We start from the raw sequence: 13,353 nt of genomic DNA on the forward strand, positions 1-13,353 counted from the left end.
AGCGACTGCGGTAACGTTAACGGGTGCGCATAGCAACGCTCTACCAAGAATGTCTCTCGCCGACGAGAACGCAGACGAAGACAATCCGTATCTTCGTGATCCGCCGACCGAGTTCAGTCCAGTCGATGCGCTCTCAGCAGAAGAGGCCCGTAGACAGGTCGCGCAGTTACGCGAAGCCATCCGCGAGCACGACCGTCGGTACTACGTCGAGAACGACCCGATCATCGCTGACCGGACCTACGACGCGCTCTTCTCTCGCCTCCAGGCACTCGAGGAGGCCTTCGACCTCGCCCATCCGGACAGTCCGACCAGGAGCGTCGGCGGCGAGCCCATCGAGGCGTTCGAAACCGTCGAGCACGTCGCGCCGATGCTGTCGATCGACAACAGCGGAGACGCGGCGGCCGTCCGCGAGTTCGACGAGCGCGTCCGGCGGGAGGTCGGCGACGTCGACTACGTCTGCGAGCCCAAGTTCGACGGCGTCTCGATGGAGTTCGTCTACGAGGACGGCAGCCTCGCGCGGGCGGTCACCCGCGGCGACGGCCGCGAGGGCGACGACGTGACGCGAAACGCCCGCACCATCGGCTCGGTTCCCCAGCGTCTCCACGGCGATTATCCCGACTTTCTCGCGGTTCGGGGCGAGGTCTACATGCCGAAAGACGCCTTCCAGGAACACAATCGCGAGCGGATCGAACGCGGCGAGGAGCCCTTCGCCAACCCGCGCAACGCGACCGCCGGAACGATCCGCCAGCTCGATCCCTCGGTCGTCGCCGACCGCCCGCTCGACGTCTTCTACTTCGACGTGCTCGAAGCGAGCGATCTGGAGGAGAGCCACCGGGACGAACTCGAGCGCTTCCCCGACTACGGCCTGCGGACGAACGAGCGCGTCGAGGTCGTCGACGACGTCGAGGGGGCGATCGACTACCGCGACCGCATGCACGAGATCCGCGACGACCTGAACTACGAAATCGACGGTGTCGTCATCAAGGTCGACGAGCGCGAGGCCCGCGAGGAACTGGGCCGCACGGCGCGCCACGACCGCTACGCCTTCGCCTACAAGTTCCCCGCCCGCGCCGAGGTGACGCCGATCACCGACGTAGCCGTCCAGATCGGTCGCACGGGCCGCGTGACGCCCGTCGCCCTGCTCGAACCGGTCGACGTCGGCGGCGTCACGGTCTCGCGGGCGAGCCTGCACAACCCCGAGGAGATCGAGGCCAAGAACGTCAACGTCGGCGACACCGTCCGCGTCCAGCGCGCCGGCGACGTGATCCCCTACGTCGAGGAAGTGGTCGAGAAAGGCAGCGACGGCCACTACGAACTCCCCGATAACTGCCCCGTCTGCGACAGCGCAATCGAGCGCGACGGCCCGATCGCCTTCTGCACCGGCGGCCTGGCCTGCGACGCGCAGCTCCGCCGGTCGATCGAGTACTACGCGGGCGACGGCGGCCTCGACCTCGAAGGACTCGGCGAAAAGAGCGTTCGGCAACTCGTCGACGCCGAGTTGGTGGAATCCGTCGCCGACCTCTACGAACTCGAGCGCGAGGAGCTGACCGAACTCGAGGGCTGGGGCGAGACCAGCGCCGAGAACCTGCTGTCCGAAATCGAGGACAGCCGCGAGCCGCCGCTTCCCGACTTCCTCTCGGCTCTCGGCATCCCCCACGTCGGCCCGGCGACCGCGCGCGAACTCGCTCGCGAGTTCAGGACGTTCGACGCCGTCCGCGAGGCCGCCGAGGACGATCCGGAAGAACTCGAGACCGTCGACGACGTGGGTGAGACGGTCGCCGAGACGATCCACGAGTTCTTCGCGAGCGAGGCCAACGCCGAAGCGGTGGACGCGATTCTGGCGCACGTCTCGCCGCGGGAGGCGACGACGGAGGCCGGCGGCGACGAACTCGACGGGCTGACGTTCGTCTTCACGGGTTCGCTCGCGGAGATGACTCGCAGCGAGGCGCAGGAACTCGTCGAAGCCCGCGGTGGGAACGCCACGGGGAGCGTCTCCGGAAACACGGACTTCCTCGTCGCCGGCGAGAGTCCAGGCGCGACGAAACTGGAGGCCGCGGCGGAACACGACGTGCCGGTCCTCGACGGCGAGGACGAGTTCAGGACTGAACTCGCGGCCCGGGGCGTCGAGTTGGACTGAGGCGGTCTGTTGTAACGATTTACCGGCGCGACCGCGCCCGTCCTGCGGTTGCGCCGGAAATGATTTACAGCAGTCCGTATGAGAGGAGCGATCGGGTCGGAAACTCCCTTCAACGGCTAGTAGTCACCGACAGTGGCAGGCAGGGTGCGTAACTTAGTACCAGAACGGTGTACCGCGGCTATGGCGTCGATTCCAGACGACTTCCACGACCTGTTCGAGAAGAAAACGTTCGCCCACGTGGCGACGGTGTTACCGGACGACGAACTGCACGTCACGCCCGTGTGGGTCGACTACGACGCGGACGCGGATCGCCTGCTTATCAACACCGAACGAAATCGACGGAAAGCGAAAAACGCCAGCAACGACTCGCGGATCGGCGTGAGCATGACTGACCCCGACAATCCCTATCGGATGCTCTCCGTGACGGGGACTGTCGACGAGATCACGACCGACGGCGCGCGCGAGCACATCGACGAACTCGCACAGCGGTATACGGGCAACGAAGAGTACCAGAATCCGATCCAGAGCGAGCGGGTCATCATCTCGATCGAGCCCGAGGTGGTGCGCCACGCCGCACAGTAGGGCGAACGAAAATGTGGCGGGGAACGAGAACAGGAACGGGAACGGGAACAGGAACAGAAACGCAACCGCGAACGCAAACTACGATACGACTGCGCTCAGAGGTCGACGCGGTCGAACCGGAAGAGCGCGATCCCGATCGGGATGACGATCCAGGCGAGCAGGATGATAAGCGAGAACCAGTCCTGGAGATAGAACGGGACGCTACCGAACATCCCCTCGAGTACCATCTCGGTCTGATCAGTGAACCCGCCCATCGAGGTGACGAGTGAGAGAACGTTCTGGTAGGCGCTGTTGAGCGAGAGGCTGTTGAATAGCAAGGCGATCTGGGCGGTCGTTTCGTTCTGGGGAATATAATCGAGATTCATCAGCATCCAGAAGGCGGTAAGAAGACCGTTCCAGACGGCATAAAACAGCATGAAGATGCCGAACATCGCAGCGCCGGCGATTGTCGTCGACCGCGTCACGGACGAGAGCGAAACCGCGAGGCTCGTGTAGGCGACCCCATAGAGGATCGACACCGCGAGTAGTCCGACGTAATCGGCGACGTCGAAACTCCCGAGTAACGCGGCGACGACGGCGGCCGCGAGGACGAAGCCGGTAATCAACGAGACCGACAGCACGGCCGATCGGCCGATGAGTTTGCCGAGCAACACGTCCTTTCGCGAGTGCGGGAGCGAGAGCAGGATCTTGAGACTCCCTGACTGGCGCTCCCCTGCGATCGACTTCCAACCCAATACCAGCGCGATCAATGGGATAATGAGACTCGTCATACTCTGAACCATCCCAACGAGGGCCTCCGTCGTCTGCCCCTGCGCAGCGATGTCGCTCCCGAAGTACGAGAGGAGTCCCGTCGTCCCGACCAGCAGCATGAAAAAGAGGAAACTCAGGGTCCAGAACACCCACGAGCGAATCGAATCCCGAAAGTCCTTGCGCGCGACTGCGCGAACGCTGTCCGGGTTGACCGAACTCGCACTGGACGTCGTTCCCGTTCTCGACGTGCCGGTGTCGGCCTCGGTGCTCATCGCGCCGTCACCTCCGCACCCGTCGTGTACGACTGGAACACGTCCTCGAGCGACGCCTCCGTCGTCGAGAAGTCCCGCACCTCGACGCCGTGATCCTCGAGTTCAGCGAGGACGGCCGTCTTCGAGCCGTCGACCTGGGCGGTGATCGTCGGCGGATCGCGGTTCTCGACGGCGACGTTCGAGACGGCCGGCAGCGACCGAACCGCCTGGAGGGCGTCGTCGTCGACCCGGTCGACGGTGACCCGGAGCGAGGTGCCGCCGCCGATGGAGTCGCGCAGTCCCTCGACGGAGTCGACGGCGACCATCTGGCCGTCCTGAAGGATGCCGACGCGGTCACAGACCGCCTCGACCTGTTCCATGCTGTGACTCGAGAAGAAGACGGTCGCACCGCGATCGTTCTCCTCGCGGACGATCTCGCGCATCTCGCGGGCACCGTTGGGGTCGAGCCCGGTGGAGGGTTCGTCGAGGATGAGCAGATCCGGTTCGCCCACGAGCGCCATCGCGAGCATGAGCCGTTGGGCCATCCCCTTCGAGTAGCCGCCGGCCTTCCGGTCGATCGCGTCGGTCAGGCCGACCCGTTCGAGGAGCGCCTCCGGCTCGTCGTCGCTGCCTTTCGACTCGATGGCGAACTCGAGGTGCTGGCGGGCGGTGAGGCGGTCGTAAACCTGATAGCCTTCGGGGAGGACGCCGGTCCGCGAGCGAATCTCGCGGCTGTGGGCCTGAGCGTCGAGTCCGAGGACCTCGACCCGTCCCGCAGTCGGCCGGATGAAATCGAGCACGACGTTGATCGTCGTCGACTTCCCTGCGCCGTTCGGGCCGAGAAAGCCGAACACCTCGCCCTCGTGAACCTCGAAGGAGAGGGTATCGAGAGCGAGCGTCTGCCCGTAGGACTTCGTCAGTTCGTCGACGCGAAGTGCAGGCATGGCTGAGTCATCTCGGCGTTCACCGATAAGAGTTGCCACTTGGGGAGGATAATACACTCGACCACGGACGGTGAAGAAACCGATTCCGGCTAGCGAGGCCGACTCAGCGGCGTTCAGATCGAGTCGTCCGGCTCGTATTGCTCTCGGACGCGGTCGACTTCGGTCGCGTATCGGTCGCGCGTTTCCGCATCGTCGACCGATTCGAGGTCCGATTCGGGAACGTCGGTCGCCGCAGTAACCGCAGATCCCGTTCGAAGTGCCGTCGAGGATCGTTCGCGCCGGTGGTACTGCGATCCGTCCGGCGTCGCGTAGACGAGCGTGACGATGTTTCGCGCGCCGAAGTCGCGTTCGACCAGCCAGCACCGGACCGTCGGGTCAGACATACCCGGAGGTTGCGGCCGGACCACCGAGAAAGTATCGCGTCCGCTCTTCTGTAGGAGATTGTTGATACCGCTCAGCTGTGGCTGTCGAATCAAAGAGGACAAGGACACCGCGTCAGCGGTGTCCGATACGNCGCTCTTCTGTAGGAGATTGTTGATACCGCTCAGCTGTGGCTGTCGAATCAAAGAGGACAAGGACACCGCGTCAGCGGTGTCCGATACGTATGATTCCGCTAGATGTGTTTGGGTCGGAATCGGTCGCAGCGGACCTGCTCCAACAGGTTCGCTGGCGTAACGGAGTTTCCTGTCCCCGCTGCCGTTCTGACCTAACGGTCAAGAACGGCAGCTATGGGCACTTTCAGCGCTATCTCTGTAAGAATTGCGACCGCACATTCAACGACAAGACCGGCACGATTTTCGCCCATTCGAAGGTTGCACTCAGAAAGTGGCTGTTCGCGATTTACGCGTTTCTCCGGTTTAACACGAGTCTTCGCCAACTTCAGCTAGAAATCGACGTTCAGTACAAAACGATCTACCAGCGCGTCGAGCGCTTCACGAAGGCGCTCGACGCACCTTCGCTTGACCTCGTCGGTCCCGTCGAAATCGACGAAGTCTACGTTTCTGCGGGGATGAAAGGCCGCGAGCGCGACCGACCGTCGCGCTCGCGTGGCCTGTCCACGCGCGGACGAGGATCGTACGATCAGGACAAACCGCCGGTGTTCACGATCGTCGATCGCGGCACCGGCAATCGGTACGTGATCCCTGCGAAATCCGCCGATGAATCGACGATTCGGCTCCTTCTCGCAAACCGCGAGAAGGAGCCGCTAACTGTCTACAGTGACGGATTTCGAGCCTACGACCCGCTCAACGAGGACGACGCATTCAACCGCGAATACGTCGTCCACGGCGATGGCGAATACGCCGACGAAGACCTTCACGTCAACACCTGCGAGAGCCACGGATCGTTGCTGCGACCGTGGCTCTTGCCTCATCGAGGTATCTCAAAAGATAAGCTCACACGATATCTCCGAGCCTTCCAGCTTCGACGAAAACTATTGCGAAAACCAGGGAGAAAAGCCCTCAAACACGCTATCAAAGCTACGCTGTGAAATCAACAAAGTGCTACACAAGAGCGANAAAACTATTGCGAAAACCAGGGAGAAAAGCCCTCAAACACGCTATCAAAGCTACGCTGTGAAATCAACAAAGTGCTACACAAGAGCGATCGCGTCGCTCCCGGGTGCCGGGTCAGCGCAGCTAGCCGTCGCGCGGCCGCCCGGTCAGCGTTCGCACACACAGCAGAACGCCCCAGCGTACTTGACCCCCGGCGGTGCACTCTGAGGCGACGACTCACGTCGATTCCGAATCAGATTCAGATGGCCGTCAACTGGACCCACCACGTCGACACCCTGCGCTACGACGGCGAAACAGAACAGCGGCGACTCGAACTCGAAACCGCGACGATCGTCGTCACGAGCCACCGCGTTCTCGCGTTCGATCGCTCCAGCCGTTCACACTCACACTCACCAGGGACACACCCCTATCGTCATGCCGACCGTCCGAACGTCCAACACGTCACCGTCAGCCAAAGCGGCTCGACGAAACACCTGCTCCGGAGCCTCCTGGCCGGCGCGCTCGGACTCACGCTGCTTACCATTGCGGCAGTCGTCTCCTTCGGCGAGTTGGTTCCTGAACTCGAACTCGACGGAACAGCCGCCGGAGACGGGACGGGAGCGGGAACCGACGCCGGAGATGCCGCCGGGACGACTGCGGCTGTCGACAGTACGTTCGAGACGCTCGGGGTGCTGTTCCAGGTACTCGATACCGGTATCCTCATCGGCGGTATCCTCTCGCTCGCGCTCGCCGTCGTCTTCGCCGGGCTCTACATCCGCTCGCGGTCGAGACAACTCGTCCTCGAAGTCGCCGGCGGTGACGACATCGCCGTTCCGCTCGGCGAGACCGACGATGCCGCCCCGATCACCCTCAGCCTCAGCGAGGCCATTCAGCCGGGTCCGACGGCCGATCGGCGCTCGCCGGCCGAGAGAGCCGAGTTCAGCCAGTCCTCGGAGTCGGGCGAATCACACCCGCGGGGCGACCGCCGGCGCGGTCGCGATGAGTCAGGCTGAAAGCCGTCGACGCCCTAGGACCGGCGATGAACGCTGACGGGGTTCGCGACCGCGCGCGATCGCTGCCGCGTGAGCCCGGCGTCTACCAGTTCCGGGCCGACGGGACGACGCTCTACGTCGGCAAAGCCGTCGATCTCCGGAATCGCGTCGGATCCTACGCCGACCCGCGGAGCGCGCGCATCCGACGGATGGTCGACCGCGCCGACGGGATCGAGATCGCCGTCACCGACACCGAGACGCAGGCGCTCTTGCTCGAGGCCAACCTGATCAAGCGCCACCAGCCCCGCTACAACGTCCGGCTCAAGGACGACAAGTCCTACCCGATGGTACAGTTGACCGACCACCCGGCCCCGCGGATCGAGATCACCCGCGATCCCGACGGCGAGACCCAAGGCGTTGCGAGCGGACCGACCGTGTTCGGTCCCTACACGAACAAACGGCAGGTCGAAACCGTCGTGAAAGCCCTCCGGGAAACCTACGGCGTCCGCGGCTGTTCGGACCACAAGTACGCAAACAGGGATCGACCCTGTCTCGACCACGAGATGGGACTCTGCACCGCCCCCTGCACTCGCGAAATCGAACTCGAGGACTACGTCGCGGACGTGACGGCGGTCGAGCGCTTCTTCGAGGGCGAGGCGGGCATCCTCACCGATCCGCTGCGCCGGGAGATGGAGGCCGCCGCCCAGGAGCGGAACTTCGAGCGGGCGGCGAACCTCCGCGATCGACTCGAGACCGTCGAGGCCTTCCACGGCGAGGGCGGCGAGGCGGTCCAGTCGGTCGGCGACGAGCGCGCGGTCGACGTGCTCGGCGTCGCGATCGAAGGCGAGGACGCGACCGTCGCCCGCCTGCGCGCCGAAGACGGCAAACTCGTGGACCGCGAGCGCCACACGCTCGACGCGCCCGGTGCGGCCGCGGGGGCGGAGGTGGAGGTGGAGGAAGAGGAAGCAACCGGACGCGACGAACGCGGCGGCGTCCCCGCCGTCCTCGCCGCCTTCATCGTCCAGTACTACGCCGAGCGCGACCTTCCCGACGCGCTCCTCCTCCCCGAGCGCCACGGCGACGAGGAGGTCGCCGCCTGGCTCGACGCCGAGACCGTCTCCGTTCGGGTGCCGGGTGCCGGCCGCGAGGCCAAACTCGTCGATCTCGCGCTCAAGAACGCCCGCCGGAACGTCGGCCGCCGCGACGAGTGCGGCATGCTCGCCGACGCACTCGAACTCGATGTCGCTCGACGGATCGAAGGGTTCGACGTGAGCCACGCTCAGGGATCCTCGGCGGTCGGCAGCAACGTCACGTTCGTCGACGGAAGCGCCGAGAAGGCGGATTATCGCCGGAAGAAACTGCGCGATCAGAACGACGACTACGATAACATGCACGCGCTGCTCGTGTGGCGCGCCCGCCGCGCCGTCGAGGGACGGGACGACCGGCCCGACCCCGATCTCCTGCTGATCGACGGCGGCGAGGGCCAACTCGAGGCTGCCCGCGACGCGCTCGCCGAGGTCGGCTGGGACGTGCCCGCCGTCGCGCTCGCGAAGGCCGAAGAGACGGTTATCACGCCGGACCGGCAGTTCTCCTGGCCCGCAGACGCGCCGCACCTGCACCTCCTGCAGCGAGTTCGCGACGAGTCCCACCGCTTCGCCGTGCAGTACCACCAGACGCTGCGCGACGACGTGTCGACGGTGCTCGATGACGTGCCCGGAATCGGCCCCGAAACGCGAAAGCGGCTCCTCGGTCGGTTCGGCAGCGTCGAGAACGTCCGCGAGGCGAGCGTAGCGGACTTACAAAGCGTTTCGGGCGTCGGCGAGAAGACGGCACGGACGGTCAAGGAGCGGCTGTAGTCCCGTCGACCGGCGGCTGCGGTCAGGAGTGTTACTCGGTCGGAAGTACCATTCGCCGCGGGCTGGAAGTCCAGCCCACGACGGCCGAATCAACGAATCGCGGACTATCACAGCACCTTTTAAATCATGCTATCGTGAACCACGTTAGCATGACATCGGAGTTCGGAGCGCTGTCGTTGGTGCCGCCACTGCTCGCGATTGCACTCGCCATCATCACCCGTCGGGCGCTGTTGTCGTTGTTCATCGGCATCTGGGCGGGCGGCGCGATCATCGCGGCGGACGGAGCGGAGACCGCACTCGAGTTCGCGGCGGTCCCGCTCCTGGCCGTCGTGGAAGCGTTCGGATGGATCGTCGCCTCCTACGGAGACGATACGTTCCACGCCGAGATCATCGCGTTCACGTTCCTGCTGGGTGCCGGCATCGCGCTCGTCTGGCGGATGGGCGGCTCGGTCGCCGTCGCTCAGGCCGCCACCACGAGAGTCGACTCGCACCGCCGGGTCGGGCTGGCCGCGTGGCTGCTCGGGCTGGTGTGGTTCTTCGACGACTACGCAAACACCGCCATCGTCGGCTCGGCCGTCAAGGATATCGCCGACGAGGTTCGGATGTCGCGCGAAAAGCTGGCGTACATCTTAGACTCGACCGCCGCACCGGTTGCAACGTTCGGCATCTCGAGCTGGGTCGCGTTTCAGATCGGCCTCATTCAGGACGTCTATGACTCCGAGGCGATCAGCGGGGAGACTCCCTCGGCCGTCGGGACGTTCCTCCGGTCGATCCCGTTCAACGTCTACTGCCTGCTGGCGCTGTTGATGGTGCTTATCATCGTGCTCACCCGGCGGGACTTCGGCGAGATGCTCGACGCCGAAACGCGCGCGCAGCGAACGGGGAAGGTGACCCGGGAGGACGCCACCCCGCTCCAGAGCATGAAGAAAGATCTCGGCGAACCCGCCGTCGACGACCCGCTGCTCCGGACGTTCGTCGTCCCGGTGGCCGTCCTCGTCACCGTCGTCGTCGGCGGCGCGACGATCACGGGCTTCCAGGCCGCGGGCGTGACGCCCGGGGAGGCCCTCTCGGAGACCGGCGCGCTCATCGACTTAATCGACAACACGGATTTCACCGGCGCGCTCGTCTGGGGCTCGTTCTCGATGGTCGCGACGGCCGTCGCGATGGCGCTGTACGACGACGTGCTCACCCTCGAGGAGTCGATGGAGACCATCCTCGACGGCTTCGGGATCATGCTCACCGCCGTCAGTATCCTCGTGATGGCGTGGTCGATCGGCACCGTCGCCGAGGTCCTCGAAACCGGCCAGTACGTGACCGCCCTCGCCGAGGGAATCGTCACTCCCACGTTGCTTCCGGTCGTCGTGTTGCTGTCGACGGGGATCATCGCCTTCTCGATCGGAACGTCCTGGGGGACGATGGGCATCGTGACGCCCATCGCGGTGCCGATGGCCTACGAGATCGGCGGCGGATCGCCGGAACTGCTGTCGGTCGCCGTCGGCGCGATTTTCTCCGGGGCGATCTTCGGCGACCACTGCTCGCCGATCTCCGACACCACCATCCTCTCGTCAACGTTCGCCGGTGCCGACCACATCGACCACGTCCGCACGCAACTGTACTACGCCCTCACCGTGCTCGCCGTCTCCATCGTCGTCTACCTCCTGTACGGCTTCTTCGGCCTCTCCCCGTTCGTACTGGTTCCGATCGGCGCGGTCGTCCTCGTCGGGCTCGTCTACGCCCTCTCGGAACTCGACGCCGCCCGCAAGGACCTCGTCGCGAAGCCGTTCGCCGGCGCGAGAGAGCGGGACGTTCCGAGCGACGACTGATACGGTCTGCTGTAACGATTTACCGGCGCGACCGCGCCCGTCCTACGATTGTGCCGGAAATGACTGACAGCAGTCCGTATGAATCGAGTTCAGATCCATTCGACGCTCGAAACGAGTCGGAAAACCGGACGATGGACATTTCTATGCCCTTCGCGAGCGTAGTCTATCCCGTGTCTAACGACGACCCGCTCGATGACCTGCTCGACGAACTCGACAGCCAAAGCGACCTCGAAACGGCGGAACAAGTTCTCTCGATCCGCATGGAAGAACGACGCTACGGCAAACCGGTGACGATCGTCGAGGGCTTCGACCTCTCCGAGTCCGAGATCGAATCGACCGCCTCCGAGCTCAAATCGTCGCTCGGAACCGGCGGGACCGTCGACGAGGGCCGCATCGAACTCCAAGGCGACCACCGCGACAGAGTGCCGGATCTGCTCCGCGACCGCGGCTTCGACGTGCAGACCTAACCCAGTTGTCCCAGTACAAGTCGAGTTGCGAGTACAACTTTGTGCACTGCTGTCGTGACCCACACTATGGAGATTCGCCCGGCAACCACCGACGACCGCAGCGCCATCCGCGAAGTCGCCCGCGACGCGTGGCACGACACCTACGACGAACTCGCAAGCGACGTCATCGATGACACCGTCGACGACTGGTACGCCGACGACGAACTCGAGCGCGCGCTTTCGAAGCCCGGAACCGCCGTCCTCGTCGCAGAAACCGATGCCGGCGTCGTCGGCTTCACCCACGGCGTCGTCCAGGACGACGAAGGCGACGTCCTCCGAATGTACGTCCACCCGGATCACCAGCGCGAGGGTGTCGGAACTGCACTGCACGAGCGACTGCGCGACGACCTCGCCGACTTCAATATGAACCGCATGCGAGCGATCGACCTCGCCTCGAACGCGACCGGACGCGCCTTCTACGAAGAACTCGGGTTCGAAGAAACTGACACTGGGACAGTCGAGTTAGGCGGCGAAGCGTACGAGGAAGTCGTCTATACGCTGTCGTTGTAGGCGACGGTCGCTGTCTCACCCACTCCCGGTGTGTAATCGGCGACCAGCGGCAGCTATTTATACCATGGTGCTAAAGATATTTTTAGAGATGTCTAATAATCGTGCCGTCGGATCGCAGGTTCCGAGTGAGAACTCGTGAACGAGGCGCTGACGGTTCTTCTGGAATCACTTCGAGATGGTTACGTGCAGGTGAGTGCGTTCGTCGCGGTGACGATCCTCGCGTTCGGGCTGCTCCAGTACTACACCGACGGTGCCGTGCTCGCCGCGATCGAAGAGAACGAGCGATTACAGGTACTGTTCGGCGGTCTGCTTGGATTGACGCCAGGCTGTGGCGGAGCGATTATCGTGATGCCGCTGTACGTCCGGGGAACGGTCAGTTTCGGTACTGTCGTCGCCACGCTCGGGGCGACCGCCGGCGACTCGGCGTTCGTCATCCTCGCGCTCGCCCCCGAAGCCGCACTGTACGCCTACGCCATCGCGTTCGCGGCGTCCGTGGCGACCGGCTACCTCGTCGACTCGGTCGGTCTGGGCGTCTCCCGAATCGATGCTGCCGTGGCTCAACTCTCGCCCGCCGCAACTCCCGACGGCGGAACCGTCGTCAACAGCAGTGTTGGACCGAACCCGGCCCACGACTACGGCGGTCCGGCACCAACACACTCCCACGAGACGGGACCGGATCGCCACTCGCGAGTTCTCACGCCGCTCTCGCATCTCGTCCACGTCGGCTGGTGGCTGAGCGCCGTCGCCGGGCTCGTCCTCGGGACGCAGTACCTGCTCCTGGGCGGGCCCGAGGTTCCGATCCGACTCGGCACCGGCTTCGCGGGCGCGTTTACGGCCGTCGGCATCGTCGGTGCGGTACTCTCGTTGTACCTCTACATCGTCGGCCGCCACTACGTGGGTGAAGGAGAGGTCGCCCGCGCTCGCGATTCGTTCGGCTCGGTCTACGAGACGCTTACCCACGCGGCGATGGAGACCAGTTTCGTCACCGTCTGGGTACTCGTGGCCTTCCTCGTCTACGAGTTCGGCGTCCTCTTGACCGGGGTCAACGTCGCGACGGTCGCGGCGGCCGCAGGCGTGTTCGCGCCGATCGGCGGCGCGGTCGTCGGGCTGATTCCCGGCTGCGGCCCGCAGATCCTGCTGGCGAGCGTCTACGCCGAGGGTGGATTGCCGTTTTCCGCACTGACCGCCAACGCGATCTGCCAGGACGGCGACGCGCTGTTCCCGCTGCTGGCCGTCGACGCTAAAGCGGCGATCGTCGCGACGGTCTACAACTTCCTGCCCGCGGTCGTCGTCGGCGTCGCGCTCCACCTGCTGTGGGGGCCGGTCTTCGGCATGGCGGAGTTCGGATTCGGCGTGCTCTGATCGGTTCGTCTTCTCCACACGTGGGTCACTCGAACGCGACGAGACGGCCCTCGTCAGTCCAAACGAAGACCGCTCCGCCGACGACTGCCGGTCGGCTGAAACCGCCGCGCTTTGCGACCGCGACCTGACCCTGATCCGGATCCAGAC

At 64.7% G+C, this 13,353-nt stretch carries 12 protein-coding genes; 9 read left to right on the forward strand and 3 right to left on the reverse strand.

From position 1 onward, the window contains the following. Positions 1–49 precede the first annotated feature (49 nt). The gene (ligA, locus tag C480_RS07790; protein ID WP_006665069.1) at positions 50–2,137 is read left to right on the forward strand and encodes an NAD-dependent DNA ligase LigA; all 2,088 of its coding nucleotides are present in this window, start codon (positions 50–52) and stop codon (positions 2,135–2,137) included. Positions 2,138–2,317: 180 nt separating this feature from the next. Continuing rightward, positions 2,318–2,719, forward strand: coding sequence for a pyridoxamine 5'-phosphate oxidase family protein (locus C480_RS07795; RefSeq protein WP_006665070.1), 402 nt, complete (start codon positions 2,318–2,320; stop codon positions 2,717–2,719). Positions 2,720–2,814: 95 nt separating this feature from the next. Here C480_RS07795 and C480_RS07800 read toward each other — a convergent pair whose 3' ends face one another. The 3 genes from C480_RS07800 to C480_RS07810 all read right to left on the reverse strand — a co-directional run bounded on the left by C480_RS07800 (position 2,815) and on the right by C480_RS07810 (position 5,047). Then, positions 2,815–3,741 (reverse strand): ABC transporter permease, encoded by a 927-nt coding sequence (locus tag C480_RS07800; protein ID WP_006665071.1) that lies wholly within the window; start codon positions 3,739–3,741, stop codon positions 2,815–2,817. After that, the gene (locus tag C480_RS07805; protein ID WP_006665072.1) at positions 3,738–4,664 is read right to left on the reverse strand and encodes an ABC transporter ATP-binding protein; all 927 of its coding nucleotides are present in this window, start codon (positions 4,662–4,664) and stop codon (positions 3,738–3,740) included. Before C480_RS07805 ends, C480_RS07800 begins: the two co-directional genes overlap by 4 nt. A 113-nt stretch (positions 4,665–4,777) precedes the next feature. After that, the gene (locus C480_RS07810) at positions 4,778–5,047 is read right to left on the reverse strand and encodes a hypothetical protein (protein ID WP_006665073.1); all 270 of its coding nucleotides are present in this window, start codon (positions 5,045–5,047) and stop codon (positions 4,778–4,780) included. Positions 5,048–5,268: 221 nt separating this feature from the next. Here C480_RS07810 and C480_RS07815 point away from each other — a divergent pair, with 221 nt between their 5' ends. From C480_RS07815 to C480_RS07845, 7 genes are all read left to right on the forward strand, one after another. Then, positions 5,269–6,153, forward strand: a complete 885-nt coding sequence (locus C480_RS07815; protein WP_006665074.1) for an IS1595 family transposase — start codon at positions 5,269–5,271, stop codon at positions 6,151–6,153. A gap of 267 nt (positions 6,154–6,420) precedes the next feature. Next, entirely contained in the window at positions 6,421–7,170 is a 750-nt protein-coding gene (locus tag C480_RS07820; protein WP_006665075.1) for a hypothetical protein, read from the forward strand. A gap of 26 nt (positions 7,171–7,196) precedes the next feature. Next, entirely contained in the window at positions 7,197–9,005 is a 1,809-nt protein-coding gene (locus C480_RS07825) for an excinuclease ABC subunit C (protein WP_006665076.1), read from the forward strand. A gap of 149 nt (positions 9,006–9,154) precedes the next feature. Next, positions 9,155–10,828, forward strand: a complete 1,674-nt coding sequence (locus tag C480_RS07830; RefSeq protein WP_006665077.1) for a Na+/H+ antiporter NhaC family protein — start codon at positions 9,155–9,157, stop codon at positions 10,826–10,828. A 170-nt stretch (positions 10,829–10,998) separates the two neighbouring features. Beyond that, entirely contained in the window at positions 10,999–11,295 is a 297-nt protein-coding gene (locus tag C480_RS07835) for an SUI1 family translation initiation factor (RefSeq protein WP_086009648.1), read from the forward strand. Positions 11,296–11,361: 66 nt separating this feature from the next. Further along, positions 11,362–11,844, forward strand: coding sequence for a GNAT family N-acetyltransferase (locus C480_RS07840; RefSeq protein ID WP_006665079.1), 483 nt, complete (start codon positions 11,362–11,364; stop codon positions 11,842–11,844). A gap of 135 nt (positions 11,845–11,979) precedes the next feature. Then, the gene (locus tag C480_RS07845) at positions 11,980–13,206 is read left to right on the forward strand and encodes a putative manganese transporter (RefSeq protein WP_006665080.1); all 1,227 of its coding nucleotides are present in this window, start codon (positions 11,980–11,982) and stop codon (positions 13,204–13,206) included. The last annotated feature ends 147 nt before the right edge of the window (positions 13,207–13,353 follow it).

Origin of the sequence: Natrialba aegyptia DSM 13077 (assembly GCF_000337535.1) — an archaeon.
Classification (GTDB): domain Archaea; phylum Halobacteriota; class Halobacteria; order Halobacteriales; family Natrialbaceae; genus Natrialba; species Natrialba aegyptia.